We start from the raw sequence: 23,181 nt of genomic DNA on the forward strand, positions 1-23,181 counted from the left end.
GCTGTCTTTCCTTTAAATTTAACGCCTTACATTTTTTCATTTAGCTGTTGAGAACTTTTTTATGGTAAAGCCTTGGTATAAACAATTTTGGCCGTGGTTCCTAATCATCCTTCCTCTTACTGTCGTAGTTTGGACTGTGATTACTGTGGTCGTTTTCTCGAACAACTCTGTTTCTTTAGTCGCCGAGGATTACTATAAAAAAGGCAAAGGTATTAATATCGACATTAGTAAAATGAATGTCGCTCGTGACCTAGGTCTTAACGCTGAGATTTCCTCTGAAAATAACAATGTTGTGATTGTTTTCGCTAAAGGGAAGCTACCTCATTACCCTGCTCTAACGGCCACTTTCACTCATCGTACTCTTCCTGATCGTGACTTCACAAAGCTTGTAACAGCGGATGCATCTGGTAATTACCGACTAAAAGCTGAGGAATCTATTCAAGGACCATGGTTTGTTGAACTACAACCACACGACAAGCAATGGATGATCCAAGGTAAAGTTGAGTTTCCTGCCTCTTCAACACCGTTAATGAAGTAAGCATATGTGTAAATCCTGTTATCACTGCGGTGAAGATGTACCAGCCAACACGGATTTCAAAGTAGAAATATTGGGTGAAATTCGCGACATGTGTTGTCCGGGCTGCGAAACTGTGGCGCAGACTATTGTCGATAGTGGTCTTGTATCATATTACCAATACCGCACTGCGCCTGCAGAAAAGGCAGATCTAGTACCAGAGCAACTCCAAGCTTTAATTCATTATGACAATGCGGATGTACAATCTGAATTCGTACGAAATCGCGAAAATGTTTCTGAAGTAACCCTTTCTTTGGAAGGCGTTTCATGTGCCGCTTGTGCGTGGTTAATCGAAAAGCAAGTTTCTAATACGGCCGGGTTGGTATCTATCCGTGTTAATACAACCACCAATCGAGCGTTACTAGCCTGGGATAAAACTCAGGTACGGTTAAGCGAGCTCCTTTCCGTTATACATAAACTTGGTTACAAAGCTGCACCTTTTGAAGCAGATAAGCAAGAAGCTTCTTACCATCGAATGATGAAGCAATATCTATATCGGCTAGGTATTGCAGGTTTAGCAACCATGCAGGTCATGATGCTCGCCGTTGCACTGTATCTCGAAGTCTTTGGTGATTTAGAGCCAGAGTTTAAAAGTTACTTTCGTTGGGTAAGTTTGATTTTTGCTACTCCTGTTTTGCTTTATTCCGCTCTTCCATTTTACTTAAACGCATGGCGCAGTATCAAAGGCCGAACCCTTGGTATGGATGTCCCGGTTTCTATCGCGTTGATCTTTGCCTATGTTGCAAGTTTAGTTGCAACAGTAACTGAACAAGGCGAAGTCTTCTTTGAATCTATCTCGATGTTTACCTTCTTTTTGTTAGTAGGTCGATTCTTAGAGATGCGCGCTCGTCGCAAAGCTGCTGCAGCGAGTGGTAACCTTCTTAAGTTGATTCCGGCAATTGCTACAACGCTGGACGGTGATCAGATACCCGTGAAGACGCTAAAAGTTGGCGATCGTATCCGCGTTCTACCTGGTGAACATATCCCCGCTGACGGTAAAGTTATTTCAGGCCGTATTCATATTGATGAATCCATGCTAACGGGTGAGTCAGTGCACGTTGTGAAACGAGAAGGCGATATTGTTTATGCGGGAACGCTAAACGGAGACGAATCATTTGAACTTGAGGTAGTAAGCTCAAAGGCCGATTCAATGATTTCTAACATCGTGCGTTTACAAGATGAAGCTCAACACTCCAAACCTAAAATTGCGGAAATTGCAGACATTGTCGCCCGTTACTTTGTTGGTGTGATTCTTATCATCTCTGCTGGTACTTGGTTTTACTGGCATCAAACAAAACCAGATGATGCGTTTTGGATCATGCTGTCTGTGTTAGTCGCTACGTGTCCATGTGCGCTATCTCTGGCCACACCGACCGCACTCACTTGTGCTACCTCTAGAATGGGTAATTTTGGCATTTTACTTCGTAAAGGCCATGTGTTTGAGACATTATGTAAGATCAACCACTTAGTTGTAGATAAAACAGGCACTCTAACGAAAGGTGATATTGAGATCTGTGAAACAAAGGTACTTAGTGATCTCCCACAGAAAGATTGTCTATCACTAGCTGCAGCTTTAGAGGCTCATGCAAACCACCCTATCGCTCGTTCTTTTGCAACTTTCACCAATGATGACTTTATCGTGTCTGATGTGCAAAACGTGATTGGGTCAGGGATTGAAGGGATATGGAATGGCAAAATCGTTAAGATAGGCAGTGCGGCTTTTGTTCAAGGCAAAGAAAGTGGTGAAAGCCAGGCGGTCTATCTGTCGGTTGATGGCAAGCATGTCGCTAGCTTTTACTACCGCGACCCTATCCGAAAAGAAAGCAAAGCCTTTATTCAACGTTTTGCTGACGCTGGAATTAAGACAACCCTGCTAACTGGTGATTCTCTCTCAAACGCCCAACCAGTGGCGAATGAAATTGGTATCGGTCACATCGTCGCGTCAGCAAAGCCAGAAGATAAGCTTGCATACCTTAAGAGCTTGGACGAAAACAGTATCACTATGATGGTTGGTGATGGAATCAATGACGCGCCGACTCTCGCCGGAGCTCACCTTTCTGTCGCAATGGGCGGTGGTACAGATGTCGCTAAAGCTTCTGCAGATATGACGTTACTTGGGGATAATCTCGAAAAGCTACTAGAAGCACGTTTGCTTGCACTGCGTACAAGAAAGATTATTCGAGAAAACTTGGCTTGGTCTTTGGGTTACAACCTGTTAATTTTGCCTTTGGCGGTCGCAGGTTTAGTGGCTCCCTACATTGCAGTAGTTGGCATGTCTGCAAGCTCAATTATCGTTGTATCTAACTCTTTGCGCCTGCTCAAAGAGAAATAAGTAGAGAAAGCAAACATGGAAAGTCTTTATATATTGATTCCCATCGCTATCGTTCTCGTTTGTGTTGCTGTCGCCGTTTTTCTTTGGGCGGTAAGAAGCGATCAGTTTGAAGATCTTGAACGGCAAGGGCACAACATTCTTCTCGACGAAGAAGACCAATCTAATAGTGATAAAAAGTAGCGACCTTTATGACTCCTGATTTTATCGGTGCGTTGATGATCGGCTTAGTAGGAGCCGGTCATTGTATGGGTATGTGTGGTGGTATCGCGTCTCTGCTTACCATGGGCTCTTCTGCTAAAAATAAAACCACCCCTCTTATCCCCCTCTTCTACAACCTCGGACGATTGATCAGTTATACCTTAATAGGAGCATTAGTGGGTGGTGCTATATCAGGTTTATCTGAGCTTAGTGGGTTAACGCATTCTCTTGCTTGGTTAAGGCTGATTGCTGCGTTATTCATGATTCTGGTCGCGCTGTATATTGCTAAATGGTGGCAAGGCTTACTTTTAATAGAAAAGCTAGGGCAGTATCTCTGGCGCTTTATCTCGCCGGCAGGGAAGAGTTTGTTGCCATTAAAGCATCCTCTTCACGCGTTGCCATTTGGCTTTATTTGGGGTTGGTTACCATGTGGTTTAGTTTATTCAGCGCTTACTTGGTCGGCGGTTTCTGGTAGTGCGATGAACGGCGGCCTAATTATGCTTGCGTTTGGGCTCGGAACGCTACCTGCAATGCTTATTATTGGATACGGTGCCAATCATTTTCAGAAATTACAAAAATCATTAATATTTAGAAATATTTCAGCATTAATCCTTATTGGCTATGGTACGTATACCGCTGTAGGAGCCTTAGCATTACTCGGTTTCATATAACGTTAAACTCTATTGAGGTGACATTTTTGCTACCCTTTAGGATTAAGCGATGCTAAAATATTGATGTATATCAAATAGTGAAAGGTTGTTATGATTTCTGAAAAACCTGCAACAAAGCGTATCCAATCAGGCGGTTGCGCCATTCATTGCCAAGATTGTAGCATTAGTCAACTGTGTATCCCGTTCACTCTAAATGAGGCAGAACTTGACCAGCTTGACCAAATCATCGAACGTAAGAAGCCTATTCAAAAAGGACAAGAGCTTTTTAAGGCCGGTGATGAGCTAAAATCGCTATACGCTATCCGCTCTGGTACCATCAAGAGCTATACGATCACAGAGCAAGGTGATGAGCAAATCACAGCGTTTCACTTAGCTGGAGACTTAGTCGGTTTCGATGCTATCACTGGTGACTCCCACCCTAGCTTTGCTCAAGCACTCGAAACGTCGATGGTATGTGAAATCCCATACGAAATTTTAGACGATCTATCGGGTAAAATGCCTAAGCTTCGCCAGCAAATCATGCGTTTGATGAGTAACGAAATTAAAGGTGATCAGGAAATGATTTTGCTTCTTTCTAAAAAGAACGCAGAAGAGCGACTAGCTGCTTTCCTTTACAACCTATCAACGCGTTTTTCTCAGCGTGGCTTCAGCCCTAGAGAGTTTCGTTTAACTATGACTCGTGGTGATATTGGCAACTACCTTGGTCTTACAGTCGAAACGATCAGTCGTTTGTTAGGTCGTTTCCAGAAATCTGAGATCCTAAGCGTAAAAGGTAAATATATCACTATCTTAGACCACGATGCATTGATGGAACTTGCTGGTGTAACTAAAGAATAATACACCCTAATTATTGATGTAGCTCGAAAATGAGCTACATCATATTTCTCATAAATTCCTTTCGAAAGTCCTCAAAAAGTTCTCCAAACTAAGCTACAGTAAAAATGTACGGTGAGTACTCCAAAATACTGATTTAATTTACATTCAGTATCTGGTTTTGCAATAGAAGTGGGCTTAGTTATGAGTATATACAGTAAGATCCTTGTTGTAGCTGACATCAATAATGATGAGCAGCCCGCACTTGCAAGAGCTGTTCAATTAGCTCAGAAAAGTGTATCTAGAAGCCGAATCACTTTCTTTTTATCCATTTACGATTTCTCGTATGACATGACGTCAATGCTATCAGTGGATGAAAGAGATGCTATGCGTCGAGGTGTCATTCATCAGCGTGAGCAGTGGATGCGTAAAATTGCTCAACCATACCTAAACGATGGCTTCGACTTTGATGTTTGTGTTGTCTGGCACAACCGCCCTTATGAGGCGATTATTGCTGAAGTCTATGCAGGCAATCATGACCTAGTCATCAAAGGCACACGTAAGCATGATGTTTTAGAGTCTGTCATTTTCACACCGACAGATTGGCACTTGTTGCGAAAATGCCCTATTCCAGTGCTTCTTATCAAGAATGCTGCTTGGCCGGAACAAGCAAGTATCCTTGCCTCAGTACATGTGGGCTCAGAAAACCCGACTCATATTGATCTCAACGATACGATGGTCGAGCGATTAAAAGAAATCACCACTCGGCTTGAGGCCAAGCCATATCTTGTAAACGCCTATCCCGTTACACCGGCGAATATTACGATTGAACTTCCTGAATTTGACCCAACGACTTATACCGATGCAGTGCGAGGTCATCATTTAACGGCTATGAAAGCACTACGCCAAAAACATGGTCTTGATGAAGAACAAACGATAGTTGAGCAAGGTTTACCTGAAGATGTCATTCCGGCAGCTGCAGAGCGCTTGAACGCAGCAATGGTTATTTTAGGTACCACAGGGCGAACAGGGCTTTCTGCTGTCTTTATTGGTAATACAGCGGAGCACGTAATTGATAAAATAAATTGCGACGTGTTGGCTCTAAAACCAAAAGGCTACATTAGCCCTCTCGACCCAAATACAGCAACCTAATCTCTCTTTAGTATTGCTATGTATTGAGCGCTTTCAAATAAGCGCTAATAAATCCCCCGAATACAGGGGGATTTTTGTTTGGGAACAGTTAAAGCGTTGGGTACAAAAAAGGAGGTCTAATTGACCTCCTTTTTTACGAGTTAGATGTTCGTAACATCGATGAACATCGATTCATCAATATTCGTCGAAGAAACGACAGCCTCATTAAATTCATACTCTTCGCGGTTACCTTCACGATCTAGCGGTAAGTTAACAAAGTCGAACAATTCGCGGTCTGCTAGTTGGCTTGGGCTTACGTTTTGAATTGATTTAAAAATTGCTTCCACACGCCCTGGCGTCTTCTTATCCCATTCAATCAACATTGCTTTTATAGATTGACGCTGAAGGTTCTCTTGAGAGCCACAAAGGTTACACGGAATTATTGGGAAATCCTTGTGCTCAGCGTATTTGATCAAATCTTTTTCACGACAGTAAGTCAATGGACGAATGACCACGTTACGGCCATCATCAGAGCGTAGCTTTGGTGGCATCGCTTTAAGGCGAGAGCCGTGGAACATATTCAAGAACATTGTTTCGACGATGTCATCCATGTGATGACCTAGCGCAAGCTTAGTTGCACCAATCTTCTCTGCAAATGAATACAGCGTACCACGTCGCAGGCGTGAACACAGACCACAAGTGGTTTTGCCTTCTGGTACCTTCTCTTTTACGACGGAATACGTGTCCTTATCGACGATATAGTAAGGGATATTCAGTGTTTCGAAATACTCTGGCAGAATGTGCTCAGGGAAGCCCGGTTGTTTTTGGTCTAGGTTTACCGCAACCACTTCAAATTTGATCGGTGCGGCTTTTTGAAGATTCAGCAGGATATCAAGCATCGCGAATGAATCTTTACCACCGCTAATACATGCCATTACAACATCGCCTTCTTCGATCATGTTGTAATCAGTAATGGCATTTCCAACATGTCTTCTTAGGCGTTTCTGAAGCTTGTTGAATTCTAGGGTTTCTTTTCTTGTATCTATTTGGTTCATTGCGGGCTCTCACATCGCCGATAAATCGACTAGGACTTCCTAACATGGGTTTCTTTGGGGCGTGGATTATACGAGCTTTTTACGCAGGATTAAATGCTTGTCTTATTGAGTCTTTAAGAAAAGAGTGTGAAAGATACTTTAGTTACGGTCAAAATTAAAAAAGAGCTGCGATTGCAGCCCTTTCTAAACGTTCAGTGTTCATTTCTTTGCGTTAGGTAGATAAGGTAACACTCGCATCGTCGGTTCTGGTAGTGTCATTGTGCCACCTTGCCCTATTTCACTTAGTGCGACTTGTATCTTGCCATTGACAATTGGCTTTTCGGTTCCGTTTGAGAAAATCACTTTATCATTCAGTTGATTTGCAAACTCCATCGTCACACCTTGAACTTCCGGTGTAAACCAACCCGCAAACATACCGCCTAAATCTTCCAGCATCGTCTGCATTTGAGGTAGAAGAGGCTTAAGTTGCTCGTAAGAAACGTTACCCTGTAATGGTTCTTTGGTCATCACGACAAGTGAGTAATCGCAACGTGTATCTTTTGGGGTATCGATAAAAACCAACGGATTCGCTGACTTTAAGTTTTTATCAACAGGTAAAGGCAACTCTTGTGAAGCAGGGATAACAAACTCTTCATAGTGCTCTTCTTTTTCCATCCAAGCTTTTTCTATCGTACAAATTTGTTTAGTTTTTGCGTCCACAAAAAAGACACCAACTTTCACATCGTCATGCCCTTCTTTATTGTTGTTTTTTAGTTGAGTGTATAACTTTGAGTACGTGAACATGTACTCTTGAGCTTGGGTTATCGGCGATACAAGAATTAGCGCCGCACTTCCCAATAGACTTAGGCTTAACTTTTTCATTTTATCCGTTATTTTATTGCGTCCAGTAGGCGTTGTTATGACGAATCATAGCGCGAAGATCGTGTACATAGGCGATGCCACGTTCAGAATAGGCTAGCAACCCATGCGTTAACTCTGACGCGGTTGCAACCGTTAACAAGCCCTTGTTCTTTTCAGCCAGAGATGTTCTGATTTCACGCAGGTCTGCATACGCTGGGTTTCGATTAACATTCATAAAGTAGCCATGAACAGACTGTTGTACAGAATCGAATTTTTCAACTTCATGAACTTTGTTAGCGCCACGTTGCGCTGGAACAATTCCACAGCCCTTTTTATAACACCATTGGCCGAACAAGTTGTTTGCTTGAGTAGCAAAACGAGAAGTGCCCCACGCAGATTCATTTGCCGCTTGAGTTAGAACCAAGGCTTCAGGTAAGACGTTCACTCGCACAAGCATCTCGTCTAGCCATGCTTGATCAATCTTATCGTTACTCAAGGGCAACGAATACAGAGATGATAACCGCTGAGCATACTCTTGTTGTTCTTGCGTCACTTGTCCCACCTTTAAAGAGGTAAGAAAGGCCCGCTCATGACGAATTCGTTGATTCTCAAGAGCAATTTTAGGCCTTAAAAAATCAAAAAAAGCAGCTTTTTTCTCTTTCGTATCTTTTATTGAATTGAAGTCTGGGATATCACCGATGTATGGCAAGTGTGATAAATCGACATGCTTAATCTTGCCAGAGAGTACGTCAGGATTTTCCACATATTTAAACTGTTTCTCGTAGTGTAAATATGGGCCTATAGAAATAAAAGTGGCGGCTATACAGGTTGCCGCCACTCGTAAACTTATTGATTTCAAAGAATTAGGCATCAAACACCTGTGAGTTACCATCGTGATCATTATCGTTTTTCTGTGTTGTAACGATCTTAAGCTTAATTCCAAACATTTCGCGGTAGAGTATGCCTTTCAAATGGAAGAAGAATGGCAGCACAAAAACCAAGCCAATACCGTAGAACATTGCTGCAATAATAAACATTAACATCACGCCTAAGTAAAGCCCCGCGACCACAAAAATCTTCTTGTTGATTGCGCGAAGTGATAACAGCAACGCTTGCATTGGTGGCACCCTTTTCTCACAAATCAACAAAATAGAGTGACTAAATGCCAAGGAAAGATACAGCGACAGTAAAGGAAAAATCATACCAACCACACCTTGTAGCATTAAGCTCATGAGCGTTGCTAGAATAACAGGAATGGTGAACTGCAACCCCTTTCCAACATGGCGCAACTTAGTCTTCAGGCCGGCGACATGGCTCATAGCCATCAAGCTGATCCCCGCATAAATTGGTGCGCTAATCACCTCATAACTGAAATTCGCGACATAAATAGAAGACACAATATCGTTTGTGAACGACTCTGGGTTCTCAAATGCATCAAGAATAACGCTCAAATCGCCCAACTGCAGTTTTAATGCAATATAGAAAATACCTAACTGGACAAAAAGCAATACAATAATGGCAGGAGAAAATGATAAAAAGTGCTGGATGGTTGCTCGCCAAGCTTCGTTAAAAACCGCGCCAGCTTTAAGCTCGTAGTTGCCAGACAAAGCTCGCTCTACACTCCCCCCAAGATTGAAATCTTTCTCAAAATCGTCGTTCATAGTTTATCCAAGACTAACTTGTAAAATTTTGACTGGAATTCCAGTCAATTAATGTAATCGTCATTATAAAGAAATCTTTCCACATCTAACATCACAACTCACCTACAATCCTTGCAATCTCAACTGTATGGTTGATAATTGACCACTTTCAAGGTCATGAAATTGAAACAATTGTTGAACAAAGTTTAGTGCTATCAAACTGTGTCTAGATGCCAATTAATCTCATAAAAACAGTATGGTAAGGAATGATGGCTTTTTCCTGCAAAATTATTTCTGTTTCAAGATAAGAAAATGCTTTAATTTCACACTTTTGGTGATTATGATGCGCGCCTCAAAAGTGAATGGTTAGTGTCACATCAGCTGGGATAATCCCGGCTTGAACGTGGGGGAAATACAGACGTTGAACGCAAAACCGCAAGCAGGAAAGCCAGTTATTCGTTTATCTGGTATTAGTAAAAGTTTCGATGGTAAGGAAATCATCGGTAATTTAAATCTGGATGTTAATCATGGTGAATTTCTGACGATTCTCGGGCCTTCTGGTTGTGGTAAGACAACAGTTTTACGCATGATTGCAGGTTTTGAAACGGCAGATAACGGTCAAATTATTTTGGATGACCAGGATGTAACACAGGTTCCTGCAGAGCAAAGGCACGTCAACACGGTATTTCAGAGTTATGCACTCTTCCCTCATATGACCGTATTTGAAAACGTTGCTTTTGGTCTTCGCATGCAGAAAACACCTGCAGCAGAGATCGAGCCACGAGTTATGGATGCGCTTCGCATGGTTCGCCTAGAAAAAATGGCACAGCGTAAGCCTCACCAACTTTCTGGTGGTCAACAACAACGTATCGCCATTGCGCGTGCGGTTGTGAACAAGCCAAAAGTACTGCTGCTAGATGAATCTCTATCTGCACTTGATTACAAACTGCGTAAGCAAATGCAAATCGAGCTTAAACAGCTTCAGCGTCAGCTTGGTATTACCTTTATCTTCGTTACGCACGATCAGGAAGAAGCCCTATCGATGTCTGACCGCATTATTGTAATGCGCGATGGTGTTATCGAGCAGGATGGTTCTCCACGTGAGATTTACGAAGAGCCGAAGAACCTATTTGTTGCTCGCTTTATCGGTGAGATCAACGTATTCAACGCAACCATGCTAGAGCGTATCGACGAGAAACGTATCCGTGCAGAAATCGAAGGTGTAGAATCTGTTGTTTACTACGATCAGGAAGCGCAAGCAGGTGAAAAACTGCAAGTACTACTTCGCCCAGAAGACTTACGTATCGAAGAGATCAAAGAGTCTGAAGAAAAAGGCATCGTAGGTCACGTAACAGAGCGTACCTATAAAGGTATGACGCTTGATTCAGTTATCCAATTGGATTCGGGCATGCGTGTAATGGTTAGCGAATTCTTTAACGAAGATGATCCTGATGTGGACCACTCACTTGGCCAGAAAGTCGCTATCACTTGGGTTGAGAGCTGGGAGGTAGTCCTCAATGATAAGCAAGAAGATTAATCTTCAAAACGCGATCATTACCTTAATCGTCGGTTGGTTAACACTTTTCGTGTTGGTACCAAATGTGATGATTATCGGTACGAGTTTCTTAACGCGTGATGAAGCAAACTTAATCGAAATGACATTTACTTTCGACAACTACTTACGTCTACTCGACCCCTTGTATGCGAAAGTGCTGATGCACTCGTTCTACATGGCGATCGTGGCGACGTTGTTGTGTTTAGTAATTGGTTACCCATTTGCTTACATCATAGCGAAAATGCCAGAGAAATGGCGCCCATTTATGTTGTTCTTAGTTATCGTACCTTTTTGGACAAACTCTCTTATCCGTACTTACGGCCTGAAGATTGTTCTGGGTACACAAGGTATTTTGAACAAATCATTAATGGCGATGGAAATCATCGATAAGCCATTACGTATTATGTACACCGAAACAGCAGTAATGATTGGTCTTGTGTACATCCTGCTTCCATTTATGATTCTGCCGCTTTACTCGGCAATCGAGAAGTTGGACAACACTTATATCGAGGCGGCGAAAGATCTTGGTGCGAACAAGTTCCAAACCATTACGAAAGTGATTCTACCTCTGACAATGCCTGGCATTATCGGTGGTTGTTTGTTGGTTCTGCTACCAGCACTAGGTATGTTCTACATCTCTGACCTTCTTGGTGGTGCGAAGAACCTACTGATTGGTAACGTTATTAAGAGCCAAGTATTGAACGCTCGTGACTGGCCATTTGGTGCTGCGACCAGTATCGCCCTCACCTTCGCAATGGCTGTGATGCTTTACGCTTACTACAGAGCAGGCAAACTATTGAATAAGAAAGTGGAGCTAGACTAATGGGACGCACAGTTAGATTTAGCTTTATGGCGCTGGTGTATGCATTTTTGTATCTGCCAATCATCGTCTTAATTGTTAACTCATTTAATGCCAACAAATTTGGTATGAAATGGGGTGGTTTCACCACGAAATGGTACGAAACCTTAGTAAATAACGACAGCCTAATGCAAGCTGCATGGCATTCATTGAACGTAGCGGTATTCTCAGCGACAGCAGCAACCATCATTGGTAGCTTAACGGCCGTTGCCCTATTCCGTTACTCGTTCAAAGGTAAAGGTGCGGTAAACGGCATGCTGTTTGTCGTGATGATGTCTCCCGATATTGTAATGGCGATTTCATTACTTGCTCTGTTCCTAGTATTAGGCGCACAGCTTGGCTTCTTTACACTATTGATTGCTCACATCACCTTTTGTCTACCATTCGTTGTGGTAACTGTATACAGCCGCTTAAATGGCTTTGATGTGAAAATGTTGGAAGCAGCAAAAGACCTTGGTGCAAGCGAGTGGGTTATCTTGAAACAGATCATCCTTCCTCTCGCTAAACCAGCGGTTGCCGCAGGTTGGTTATTGAGCTTTACCCTGTCTTTGGACGATGTGATCATCAGCTCGTTTGTAACGGGTCCAACATACGAAATCTTGCCATTGAAGATTTACTCCATGGTTAAGGTGGGCATTTCACCGGAAGTGAACGCCCTAGCAACGGTGATGTTGATTGTTTCTTTGGTCTTGGTAGTAATTTCTCAGTTGCTAGCAAGAGAAAAAGTGAAGTAGAATCCGCACCTGTTAACATCACGAAACAGAATGGTTACATGCCATTCTGTTTTTCTATCTATCGTCCAAAATTGGACAACGTTTGGTTTGGAGCTAACGTCAATGAAAAAATGGGCTACTCTATTAGCTGGTAGTGCATGTGCGCTTTCTCTGTTCTCTGGTACAGCGACAGCGGATGATAAAGAACTAGTATTTATGAACTGGGGTCCTTACATCAACAGTAATATCCTAGAGCAATTTACTAAAGAAACTGGCATCAAAGTGATCTACTCGACTTACGAGTCGAACGAAACTTTGTATGCAAAGCTAAAAACCCATAACCAAGGTTATGACCTAGTAGTACCTTCAACGTACTTCGTGGCGAAGATGCGTGACGAAGGCATGCTACAAAAGATCGATAAGACTAAGCTGAAAAACTTCGGCAACCTAGATAAAAACTACCTAGACAAGCCTTACGATCCAAGTAACGACTACTCTATCCCACACGTTGTTGCGATTACAGGCCTAGCGGTTAACGCAGATATGTACGATCCAAACGACTTCCAAAGCTGGGCTGACTTATGGAAGCCTGAGCTTGAAGGTCAAGTAATGTTGATGGACGACACTCGTGAAGTGTTCCATATCGCTCTGCGTAAACTTGGCTACTCAGGTAACTCAAAAGACCCTAAGCAAATCGATGAAGCGTACGCTGAGCTACAAAAGTTGATGCCTAACGTTTTAGTTTTCAACTCTGACAACCCTGGCGCACCTTACATGTCTGGTGAAGTGGGCATTGGTATGCTTTGGAACGGTAGCGCCGCAGCGGCACAAAGTGAAGGCCTGAACCTTAAACTCGTTTTTCCTAAAGAAGGCGGTATCGGCTGGGTTGATAACTTCGCTATCTCTTCCGGTGCGAAGAACGTAGAAGCCGCTCACAAGATGATTGACTTCCTACTGCGCCCAGAAATCGCAGAGCAAATCTCTCGTGATACTGGCTACCTAACGGCGGTGGAAGAATCGAATGCTAAGTTTAAAGACGTTGCCCCACTGTTCCCTTCTCAAGAAGACCTTGACCGCGTTGAATGGCAAGATGCGGTTGGTGATCTAACCGTTAAGTACGAAGATTATTTCCTCAAGCTGAAAGCGGGACAATAATCTAGCTTGTGTAACAAGTCATCAACCATAGGAAAATAGGCAGCAATACGCTGCCTATTTTTGTCTTAGGCTGATATAATCGCGCGTTGCTAGGTTTATTTGTCTTGGTATCATAGATTTATCGTCTCATAACAAGGAGACAACGATATTCAAGCTAAATGAACATATTTGTGCTTACTGCGATTTGGCTCAAATTGATAACTCCAACTAGTATTGACTTGTCCAATCGCGAAACAAAACGGAAAACAAATGAAAAGTAAATTCTACGCAAGCGCTCTATGTGCAGCGACGCTCATCGCTACCCCTGCAATGGCTGCTGATCAAGAACTGTATTTCTACAACTGGTCGGAATACATTCCAAACGAAGTTCTTGAAGACTTTACAAAAGAAACTGGAATCAAAGTTATTTACTCTACATACGAATCTAACGAGAGTATGTATGCAAAACTAAAAACTCAAGGTTCTGGTTACGACTTGGTAGTACCGTCTACCTATTTCGTCTCTAAAATGCGTAAAGAAGGCATGCTACAACAGATCGACAAAGAGAAATTATCTCATTTTGCCGATCTTGATACTAACTTCCTAAACAAACCGTTCGATCCGAACAACAACTACTCTATCCCATACATTTGGGGGGCGACCGGTATTGGTATCAATGCTGACATGCTAGACAAGTCATCGGTTTCTAAATGGGATGATTTCTGGGATAGCAAGTGGGAAGGTCAACTAATGCTGATGGATGATTCTCGCGAAGTATTCCACATTGCATTGACTAAGCTTGGTTACTCACCAAACACGACTAACCCAGAAGAAATCAAAGCCGCTTACGAAGAACTGAAAAAGCTAATGCCAAACGTATTAGTATTTAACTCAGACTTTCCTGCAAACCCTTACCTTGCGGGTGAAGTTTCACTAGGCATGCTTTGGAACGGTTCTGCATACATGGCTCGTCAAGAAGGCGCGAACATCGACATCATCTGGCCAGAAAAAGGCACTATCTTCTGGATGGACAGCCTAGCAATTCCAACTGGCGCAAAGAACGTTGACGCCGCTCATAAGATGATCGATTTCCTACTACGTCCTGAGAATGCAGCTAAAATCGCACTAGAGATTGGTTACCCTACTCCAGTTAAAACGGCACACGATCTGCTACCGAAAGAATTTGCTAATGATCCAAGCATCTTCCCACCACAAGAAGTGATGGACAGCGGTACTTGGCAAGATGAAGTTGGCGAAGCGAGCGTAATGTACGATGAGTACTTCCAAAAGCTAAAAGTGAACAACTAATTCGTTAGTTTTAAAGATATGAAAAAGCGGCTCATGAGCCGCTTTTTTGCTCTTAATGACAAGACAAAAACTCTTCCTGTTGAAGTTATTACGCTCTTTCTTTTCCTTCTAGAGCCAGTATCTCGTCAACTAATTTTGGAACCTCAACGCTTGCTTTTCCGTAGCGTTTTTCCTCAAATTCACTTTCTACCGCACTAGGTTCTAGGTTAATTTCAATGGTATGTGCGCCGTGCATTTTTGCATCATGAACAAAACCTGCTGCGGGATACACAACGCCAGAAGTCCCAATCGAAATAAACAAATCTGCTTCTTCTAATGACGCGTAGATATCACCCATTCGCAGTGGCATTTCACCAAACCAAACAATATGTGGTCGCATTTGTGAAGGGATCTGACAACAATGACAAAGCTCGCCGGTCTTAATGTCCTCATTGTGCTCTACTACTTGGTTAGATTCACTACAGCGGGCCTTGAGCAACTCACCATGCATGTGAATCACATTCTGACTGCCTCCTCTTTCGTGAAGGTTGTCTATATTTTGAGTGATGACCGTCACTTTACCTTCTAACTCAGCCTCTAAACGACCCAATGCTTCATGCGCTGCATTAGGCTTTATCGCATTATCTTGAAGTTTCTTGCGGCGTTGGTTGTAAAAATCTTGAACAAGGTCCGGATCGCGAGCAAACCCTTCAGGCGTTGCTACATCTTCGATACGGTGATTCTCCCATAGGCCATCTTGCGCACGAAATGTTTGAATACCAGATTCGGCCGAGATACCTGCACCAGTAAGTACTACAATATTTCTATAAGGGAAATTCATAACTCATCCTTGCTGTTTTTTCATTAGCTTAACACTGAAAGAATAGCAACAGTAGTAATATGGATTAGACCATAGTCGTAATGGTCACTATTAGAATTACAATTTAAGAGGAACAGCAATGAGACAAGTATCTCTAGCGTTTATATTGCTTATGACTTTGGCAGGCTGTCAACTTACCAATGTTGAAGGCGAAGTCGATGATGTAAAGGTAAGAGTCAGCTCCAATGATGATGACCATCGAGGTAATGGTAATTTCTGTCCTCCAGGCCAAGCCAAGAAAGGCAATTGCTAAAAGAGCGGCTTTATGCCGCTCCCATATTGGCCTCAATCCTCGTTGGTCGAAGATATTTTATGAATGGCTAGGTCAGCGCCATTGAATTCGTCTTCTTCTGAAAGCCTTAGTCCCATACTGGTATTAATCGCGCCGTAGACTGCAAGTGCCCCAAGCACAGCGATGGAAATGCCCAAAAGCGTTCCTAGAAACTGAACGATAATGCTCACGCCCCCTAGCCCACCCAACGAGCTTTGGCCAAAGATCCCCGCAGCAATACCACCCCAAGCGCCACATACACCGTGTAAAGGCCAGACACCCAGCACATCATCAATCTTGGTTTTGTTTTGTAGGTGGGTAAAAAGATAAACAAATAGCACGCCAGCAATCGCACCTGTCACTAAAGCACCGATAGGATGCATTAAGTCTGAGCCCGCACATACAGCAACCAAGCCAGCTAGTGGGCCGTTATGAATAAAGCCAGGGTCATTCTTACCAGCCAACAGTGACGCGACAATGCCCCCGACCATTGCCATCAATGAGTTCATAGCCACCAAGCCACTTATGCCTGACACAGTTTGAGCTGACATGACGTTGAAGCCAAACCACCCCACACATAAGACCCAAGCTCCCAAAGCCAAAAACGGAATATTCGAAGGTGCAAAGTTGGTGTGCTTTCCTGCTCGAACTCTGCCTTTTCTCATGCCCAAAAACACGACGGCAACAAGCGCTATCCAGCCGCCAACACCATGTACAACGACTGAACCTGCAAAATCGTGGAAGCCATAACCAAAGCTATTTTCAAACCAAACTTGAACACCAAAGTTTCCGTTCCAGATCATTCCTTCAAATAGTGGGTATACAATACCGACAGTGAAAAATGTTGCGATTAGAATCGGATAAAAACGAGCTCGCTCTGCGATACCACCTGAAACAATAGCGGGAATCGCTGCAGCGAAGGTCAGCAAGAAAAAGAACTTCACTAACTCGTAACCATTGCCTTGAGATAATGTCTCAGCATCAGCGAAGAAGGTGCCGCCATAAGCGACCCAGTATCCAATGAAAAAATACGCGATGGCGGATATACCGAAATCGGCCAAGATTTTAACTAAAGCATTAACTTGGTTCTTTTGGCGCACGGTTCCTACTTCAAGAAAAGCAAAACCAGCATGCATCAAAAAAACCATGATTGCGCCAAGTAGTAAGAAAAGTGTGTCGGAACTTTGCGTGAGAGTTTGTACAGCGCCGTGTACCTGATTGGCAGTTACACTCATTATGATTGTCTCCGTTGATCTGTAGCGCACTTATCCTGTGCATCAAAGTTAGGCTCATCACCAATTTGGTGAACTTAATTTATAGAGCGTCTAACAGAGCAATTCTCATTCCATAATTTACATTTCTAACACTTACGCTTTAATTTATTGTTTTGTATGAACTTTAATAAAATTACGTATTCTTGAAATGGTGTTTAACATGCTAATAAATGCACCAATATGGTTTTAGTGCACCAACACAATGCGCACTATATGGTTCAACAAACAGCAAACTCTCTACCATAAACGTAAAAGCCACCCCATGAGAGGTGGCTCATATACGGAATTGCTAACTAAAGGGGTTTATCGAGTGATCTTCCCTGCTTTTACATCTTCTAACCAACGTCCTTCGACAAGATAGGGAGGAAGCCAACCAGTTTCAACAGATAGACGGTTGCCTTTGTCGTACCACATGCAAGCCATGCCAAGTAGAGGGAAATTAATGAACGTGCGGATCCCTATTCTATCTGGTCCTAATTCCCTAAGGTGATATTTCTCTTGGAACTGTAGGTTTTTAACGAGAACTTCCTCAAAGTCATAACCAATGTCGGTGGTAAGCGCCGCGAAGGTTTCTAGGATCCCCATAGCAATTTCTAACGCCCAGTTATCCCCTTGGGCTACCGCTGCGTCCATTGCTGCGACGAGTTTATCAGGATAGTCCGATGTGCGATTATGAAACGACTGGATGACATCTACTAACATGTAAGACAATTCACCCGCTTTAGTAGAGCTCTGTCTCATCAAAGAAATCGGAAAGTTCGCCAACACATCCATACTAGCTTCGTCACGAACGATGACAGAGGTAAAATACGCATCTAGCCACATTGAGGGGCAAATGAAACCTGTTTGTAAAATACCTTCGCCTTTCCATGCTACTTCTGGATAATCAGGTAATTTAATGCTTTGAGGCTCACTTGGCTTAATAGCCAGTTTATGGTAGAAGGCACGCATTATTGATGATTCATATAAACATAGTGTGCCGATTCTCTCATCATCTAATGGAGGTAACCATGTATACAGGCGGAGCTGATAAGAAATGCCATCGCTCAAGTAAATCAAGTTCTCTCTCTTTATAGATATACGCCTTTTCCTTTTGTCTAAATTCTCTTTTATTTCTTCTCGATAAGCTTCTCTTTCAAAATCACTTAGTTCAACATGAGCTACTCGTTCAACCTTTTTTACCTTTGAGTTATCAACCACTTCTGAACTCTCCTATATCTATATCAAACTCTTTTGCTTTGAACTTGGAAACCTTACCACTAGAGGATATTTCTGCTTGTGTATGTATATAACGTATTGGTATATCATCTTGAATAGCAGAGTTAATGCTATTAGCAGCGTTTTTTTCTGTAGTACCATGTTTCTTACTGTCCATCAGGGATATTATTTCGGCTGCGTACTTAGATGTCCCTTGTTGATATGCTTCATTGCCAATTTTACGGCTACCGAGCGAACTGCTGCCACCTTTAGCCTCAACAATTATAATTTCACCAGGTGGTGGCTCTTCCACCTTGTAAACCATATCAAAGTCGCCCGGCTTCGAAATTGAGGTTCCAATATCTTTGGGATGAATTAGCTTAGCATTAGGACATTTACTCCGAACAAAATCATCCGCCGCCAATTCACCAATTTTTGCCGATTGTTTATTGATTTTACCTATTTGCGCGTTATATCCATCTTGACCAGTCCGAGCGTCCATTGCCTTTTGACGTTCTACTAAACACTCTTCAATCTTTTCTTTACACTCTTCAGAGAGTTTGTATTTATCATTATCGTTGAATTTTGAGCTCTCTTTGTAATCCGCTTCATTAAGCACTAGATCCTCGGTTAAGATAGTACAACCTTCCTCTCCACCAACTTTCTCTGAGTCAAAAACATGCGCATTGACAAACTCCTCAATCCCAACAACATACTGCACTTCGTGTCGGCTGCCATCTGAATGATTGATATGACGATAAAAAGTAATCTCGTTTCTTTCGCAATCAATATGGTCTAAATCGTATTCATATCGAATATGATTTTTACCTTTGGGTTTTCGGATTTTGACTTGCGAGCGAACGCCATCTTCTCCGACGGATGATTCTTTTGCTGCCTCTAAAATCTGATCGCAAACCTCTTGGGGAACGTTGTTTTGCGCCTGATACTCTGCCAACATTTGACCCAAGCGTTTTAGCCCTTCTTCACATAGGAAACCTGTTGGGTCAATCCATTGAATTGGGTTGACTGCATATTGGTAATGATTAATACCACCAGCAATAGATACCGGATCTTGTTGGATAAAGCGTCCTAGCTTAGGATCGTAATACCGAGCGAGGTTGTAGTGTAAGTCGGTTTCTTGATCGAAGTACTGCCCTTGAAAACGCAGTGGATTTACTACTTTTTCAATATGTACATGAGCAAAGCCATGAGCATCGTAGCTGGCACTCCATACAACATTCCCCTCGCAATCGATCAGTCGCTCTGGTTTACCAACTTGATCGCACTGGTACCAATAAATAACGTCATTTTCTAGCAGTGCCACTGGCGTGTAGGTTTCTGGTTGATATAGGTACCAGCGGAAAGCACATGAAGAGCGTTCACCAATTAAACGTTCCCCTTCCCACAAGAACTCCGTAACGCCTTGTTGTGTAATTTTCTTCGTCCTGCGCCCTAATGCATCATATTCATATTGACTGATGCCATCGTCGGTGTGAACTTCAATGAGCTGATTTAACGCATCAAACACTCGAGTCTGAACTTGTCCTTGCCCCTCACGTTTTGTCTGGTTTCCTTGCGCGTCATATTTGAACCGGACACCATCGTGTACTTCAATACGATCAGCGAATACCTCTGAAGTTGGCAAAGTAGGATTGCCAAAACTATCGTATTCAAACTTAGTCACTTCTCCGGAAGCATTGACTCGTTTCAGTTGCCCTAAGGCATCGTACTGATAGTGCGTTGCTCCTGCCGTATTATCAATGATTGATGAAATACGGTTTTGTGCGTTGTAAACGTACTTTTTCTCTCTATCTGGCCAATGCTGTTCAACCAAACGACCAACACCATCATAAATGATGCGCTCATTAAAATATGCCGTTTCAATTTGGGAAACTCGTCCCATTTCATCGTAATGAAATTTGATTTGAGGTAAATCTAGGTTTCCAAACCGAATCGCTGAAAAACGCCCATATCGATCGTAAGAGAAGTTCAGTTCCGTATTATCTGGCAGTACCTGAGATACGCGTTGGCCAACTCTGTTAAACTCCTGCGCTATCTCAAACTGGCCTTGAATGCGCTTTGTTAAATGCCCAAATGAAGAGTATTGGTATTGCAATGTTTGATGGCGATTGGATGCTAAAGTAAGTCGCCCACCAAGCGTATAATTGAAGTGGTTCTCTACAATACTGCTACCATTTCCTGCTTTGACGTGCATGAGATAACCCGCAGCGTCATAGCGATACAGCACCGTTCTATCGGCGACTTGCTTACGATGGAGCCGCCCCATATGATCATAATCAAATTGGCTTTGTAGATTATCAAACCCAATAGTTCCTGATAGCTGGCCTTCATCGTCATACAGGAATTCGAACTCTAAGCCGTCACTCCGAACTAATTTAGTCAGGTTACGTTGTTGATCGTATTCGTAAGAAATATGGCTGCCATCGGGAAAGATGACTGCTTCTTGTTGCGCGAGTGCTCCCCATTGATACGAGGTAATGCCTGCTGGCGTCCGAATCTGAGCAACACGACTGTGCTCATCGTAAGAATATTCTTCGCTATAACCGACTTTGTCTTCGTCGTTAAAATAACGAACTGATGTACGCCTGCCAAATTGATCATAAGCGAGTTGAGCAATACACCCATCGGGATAAGCAACGCCATTCACTAAATCTTCTTCATTGTAGCTGTAACGAAGTAATGTACCGTCTATTTCATTCGCGATAAGTCTTTGTTGTTCATCCCACCACCATTGACTTTTCTTACCATCTTCAGACTCTTTTTTGACGACTTGCCCGTGTTTATCGTAATCATATTCCGTGACACAGCCAAACTGGTCGGTATCCCAAACTCTTTGACCGAGGCTATTGTAGTAAGCCTTCTCGATATCCCCATCTGGCGAAACCGTTTTAACTAACTTACCTAAGCCGTCATAGCCATATTGAATTTCTTTGCCAGAGGAATGAAACTTAGAAACCAATTGACCATGCTGATTATATTGATAATTGACCGTTGACTGATCAGGATAGATAGCTTGTGCTTTTCTTCCTAATTCATCATATTGCCATCGCCAAGTTTTACCTGTGGGGCTTATTTTCTCGAGTAAGTTACCCTGCTCGTCATGCAAGAAAGACCATTGATGATCTAACGAGTCAGAATAAGAAGAGTGATTTCCCTGATAATGGAAGCGATAGTCATAAATTCCTGCGTCCCCAACGTTCCTGATGCATTTCGCGTTAGCACCTTCGCCATCCCATTCAAAATAATGAGTAAAGCCAGTTGGTCGTACACGCTTAACAATTAAATGGCCGCGGTATTGATACTGTTCCTTTAAGCCTAAATGATTAGTTGCACTGACCAAATCATCGTGCTCATCATAGGTATAAGTTGTCAGAACTTTTTGGGACTTTGCATTAAGCAGTTCTACAAGGCGTCCTTGCTTATCATATTGACATTCAAGAACCGGACGCTTGTTATATGCGATCTCGATCAATCGATGGTTTCGAGAATACTGCAATTGAAACGTTGAAAACGTGCCATTTCTAACTTGTTTAACAAGCCAGCGATCATCTTTTTGCTCAAACCGATATTGATGCCCATTAGCGAGCGTTACAATCCGAGTTGTTGAGCTCAGGAAATAACAGCTCGCACCAGCGTATATTTGATAACTTGTTGCTCCAATATCTACTGGCTCAAATTCTGTGATATCGGCCTTATCGTCAACAAACTCCCAAGCGATAACATTGTCTTTCTCGTTCGTCTTTTCGCGTAATTCAAACTGAAATGCATGTCGCCAACCAAAGCCCATTCCATGATTTACATCCGACTGCGAAGAGCGGTAAGTACGCTGCCAAGTAGTACCTTGTTGTAGCTCGATATCATAGAGTTCGAGAATTTCTTCACCCGTCACAAGTGATACAGGATCACCGGCTTTCTCATGTTTTTCGCTGCTTTGTTGCTGAGGCTTGGCGGATGCGGCACTTCTGCCACTCTTTTTATTCGACTTCCCCTTTCCCTTCGATGGTTTTGCATTGACGGTATTTTGAGTCGGTGGAGGCGTAACCGCCGACGAGAGTGCGTAGTTTTCGCCGGTAGGTACAATTCGAGCGACATGCAAGTCACCGTTCACCAAAGCATTGGCAAACGTTGAATTATAGTGTTGGGAAGTAAGCTCACCGTCAGGTATGTTTGGCTTGAATTGACCAATCGCATAGAACAAATCCTCGACATAGCGAAGGTCAAGCTCACCAAAGCTCTCAAGAAACTCTATTGCCTCTTGTTTGGTCACGAATGTTTTAGGTTCGCCGCTAGTAAGTAACTGACCAGAGAAGTGATAACTTTCGCCAAAGCGATTCGTGATAGGAATGACGAATTGAGGGATCATAGCCGTAACGTGTTTGTCCTTTTCTTACCTTGCCGCATCATTTAATGCTCGTTTCGCTCTTTTTATTTGTGAGAGCAAGATGCCTTAATCAAACATCCTCCGATAGAGATTCCTCTGTATGCGTAGACTGAATGTATTGATGGCAATTTTCACGTATGCAACTCTTTGAATTTCTGAGCGCAGCGTACTTTAACGGGACGATGAATCCTGAGTAAATGAACAATAGCGTGAGTGAGACTAATGTCTCATCGTGACGCGATTTTTTTACATGTTTCTTACTTAACTATGATTTTCTGCCCAGTTACGTAAATTCACTCAATAAGTTGCATCAAGTATCACCACTGCGACTCAACGCTTCATATTTGAGACAAAA

20 protein-coding genes are annotated in these 23,181 nt (G+C 42.8%); 12 read left to right on the plus strand and 8 right to left on the minus strand.

Annotated features, from left to right (window positions below):
- Window positions 1-61: 61 nt before the first annotated feature.
- The 6 genes from R7E00_RS07005 (at window position 62) to uspE (ending at window position 5,740) form a co-directional block, all read left to right on the plus strand.
- Entirely contained in the window at window positions 62-538 is a 477-nt protein-coding gene (locus R7E00_RS07005) for a FixH family protein (RefSeq protein ID WP_005377489.1), read from the plus strand.
- Between the two features lie 4 nt (window positions 539-542).
- The gene (locus tag R7E00_RS07010) at window positions 543-2,906 is read left to right on the plus strand and encodes a heavy metal translocating P-type ATPase (RefSeq protein ID WP_033905305.1); all 2,364 of its coding nucleotides are present in this window, start codon (window positions 543-545) and stop codon (window positions 2,904-2,906) included.
- A gap of 15 nt (window positions 2,907-2,921) precedes the next feature.
- Complete coding sequence (ccoS, locus tag R7E00_RS07015) at window positions 2,922-3,086, plus strand: cbb3-type cytochrome oxidase assembly protein CcoS (RefSeq protein WP_005377493.1); 165 nt, start codon at window positions 2,922-2,924, stop codon at window positions 3,084-3,086.
- Between the two features lie 8 nt (window positions 3,087-3,094).
- Window positions 3,095-3,775 (plus strand): sulfite exporter TauE/SafE family protein, encoded by a 681-nt coding sequence (locus tag R7E00_RS07020; RefSeq protein WP_033905304.1) that lies wholly within the window; start codon window positions 3,095-3,097, stop codon window positions 3,773-3,775.
- 90 nt (window positions 3,776-3,865) lie between these two features.
- Window positions 3,866-4,612 carry an FNR family transcription factor gene (locus R7E00_RS07025; protein WP_005377497.1) on the plus strand — a complete coding sequence of 249 codons (747 nt, stop codon included), beginning with the start codon at window positions 3,866-3,868 and terminating at the stop codon, window positions 4,610-4,612.
- A gap of 180 nt (window positions 4,613-4,792) precedes the next feature.
- A complete protein-coding gene (gene uspE / locus R7E00_RS07030) occupies window positions 4,793-5,740 on the plus strand; it encodes a universal stress protein UspE (RefSeq protein ID WP_005377500.1) in 948 nt (315 codons plus the stop codon).
- Window positions 5,741-5,880: 140 nt separating this feature from the next.
- Here uspE and ttcA read toward each other — a convergent pair whose 3' ends face one another.
- From ttcA to R7E00_RS07050, 4 genes are all read right to left on the minus strand, one after another.
- The gene (ttcA, locus tag R7E00_RS07035) at window positions 5,881-6,774 is read right to left on the minus strand and encodes a tRNA 2-thiocytidine(32) synthetase TtcA (protein WP_005377502.1); all 894 of its coding nucleotides are present in this window, start codon (window positions 6,772-6,774) and stop codon (window positions 5,881-5,883) included.
- Window positions 6,775-6,972: 198 nt separating this feature from the next.
- Window positions 6,973-7,635, minus strand: a complete 663-nt coding sequence (locus tag R7E00_RS07040; RefSeq protein WP_042522976.1) for a DUF2987 domain-containing protein — start codon at window positions 7,633-7,635, stop codon at window positions 6,973-6,975.
- Between the two features lie 13 nt (window positions 7,636-7,648).
- On the minus strand, window positions 7,649-8,485 hold the full coding sequence (locus tag R7E00_RS07045; RefSeq protein ID WP_017634900.1) for a glucosaminidase domain-containing protein: 837 nt from the start codon (window positions 8,483-8,485) through the stop codon (window positions 7,649-7,651).
- Window positions 8,478-9,275, minus strand: a complete 798-nt coding sequence (locus R7E00_RS07050) for a hypothetical protein (protein ID WP_262606074.1) — start codon at window positions 9,273-9,275, stop codon at window positions 8,478-8,480. The genes R7E00_RS07045 and R7E00_RS07050 overlap by 8 nt, the downstream gene beginning before the upstream one ends.
- Window positions 9,276-9,675: 400 nt before the next feature.
- Here R7E00_RS07050 and potA point away from each other — a divergent pair, with 400 nt between their 5' ends.
- The 5 genes from potA to R7E00_RS07075 all read left to right on the plus strand — a co-directional run bounded on the left by potA (window position 9,676) and on the right by R7E00_RS07075 (window position 14,823).
- Window positions 9,676-10,791 (plus strand): spermidine/putrescine ABC transporter ATP-binding protein PotA, encoded by a 1,116-nt coding sequence (gene potA, locus R7E00_RS07055; protein WP_047102297.1) that lies wholly within the window; start codon window positions 9,676-9,678, stop codon window positions 10,789-10,791.
- On the plus strand, window positions 10,772-11,632 hold the full coding sequence (gene potB, locus R7E00_RS07060; protein WP_005377512.1) for a spermidine/putrescine ABC transporter permease PotB: 861 nt from the start codon (window positions 10,772-10,774) through the stop codon (window positions 11,630-11,632). The genes potA and potB overlap by 20 nt, the downstream gene beginning before the upstream one ends.
- Entirely contained in the window at window positions 11,632-12,402 is a 771-nt protein-coding gene (gene potC, locus R7E00_RS07065) for a spermidine/putrescine ABC transporter permease PotC (RefSeq protein WP_005389180.1), read from the plus strand. The genes potB and potC overlap by 1 nt, the downstream gene beginning before the upstream one ends.
- Window positions 12,403-12,504: 102 nt before the next feature.
- Window positions 12,505-13,536: an extracellular solute-binding protein gene (locus R7E00_RS07070; RefSeq protein WP_042522970.1), complete on the plus strand. Its 1,032-nt coding sequence runs from the start codon at window positions 12,505-12,507 to the stop codon at window positions 13,534-13,536.
- Window positions 13,537-13,785: 249 nt separating this feature from the next.
- The gene (locus R7E00_RS07075; protein ID WP_033905298.1) at window positions 13,786-14,823 is read left to right on the plus strand and encodes an extracellular solute-binding protein; all 1,038 of its coding nucleotides are present in this window, start codon (window positions 13,786-13,788) and stop codon (window positions 14,821-14,823) included.
- 88 nt (window positions 14,824-14,911) lie between these two features.
- Here R7E00_RS07075 and cobB read toward each other — a convergent pair whose 3' ends face one another.
- On the minus strand, window positions 14,912-15,643 hold the full coding sequence (gene cobB, locus R7E00_RS07080) for a Sir2 family NAD+-dependent deacetylase (protein WP_005377522.1): 732 nt from the start codon (window positions 15,641-15,643) through the stop codon (window positions 14,912-14,914).
- 118 nt (window positions 15,644-15,761) lie between these two features.
- On the opposite strand from cobB, the gene R7E00_RS07085 reads away from it, so the two are divergent.
- Window positions 15,762-15,935: a hypothetical protein gene (locus R7E00_RS07085; RefSeq protein WP_169628679.1), complete on the plus strand. Its 174-nt coding sequence runs from the start codon at window positions 15,762-15,764 to the stop codon at window positions 15,933-15,935.
- A gap of 32 nt (window positions 15,936-15,967) precedes the next feature.
- On the opposite strand, the gene R7E00_RS07090 is transcribed toward R7E00_RS07085, so the two are convergent.
- The 3 genes from R7E00_RS07090 to R7E00_RS07100 all read right to left on the minus strand — a co-directional run bounded on the left by R7E00_RS07090 (window position 15,968) and on the right by R7E00_RS07100 (window position 22,808).
- Window positions 15,968-17,188, minus strand: coding sequence for an ammonium transporter (locus tag R7E00_RS07090; protein ID WP_213885304.1), 1,221 nt, complete (start codon window positions 17,186-17,188; stop codon window positions 15,968-15,970).
- A 342-nt stretch (window positions 17,189-17,530) separates the two neighbouring features.
- Window positions 17,531-18,427 carry an immunity 49 family protein gene (locus R7E00_RS07095; RefSeq protein WP_213885305.1) on the minus strand — a complete coding sequence of 299 codons (897 nt, stop codon included), beginning with the start codon at window positions 18,425-18,427 and terminating at the stop codon, window positions 17,531-17,533.
- Window positions 18,420-22,808 carry an RHS repeat-associated core domain-containing protein gene (locus R7E00_RS07100; protein ID WP_262606075.1) on the minus strand — a complete coding sequence of 1,463 codons (4,389 nt, stop codon included), beginning with the start codon at window positions 22,806-22,808 and terminating at the stop codon, window positions 18,420-18,422. Before R7E00_RS07100 ends, R7E00_RS07095 begins: the two co-directional genes overlap by 8 nt.
- Window positions 22,809-23,181 lie beyond the last annotated feature (373 nt).

Origin of the sequence: Vibrio sp. Vb1755 (assembly GCF_033338635.1) — a bacterium.
Classification (GTDB): Bacteria; Pseudomonadota; Gammaproteobacteria; order Enterobacterales; family Vibrionaceae; genus Vibrio; species Vibrio alginolyticus.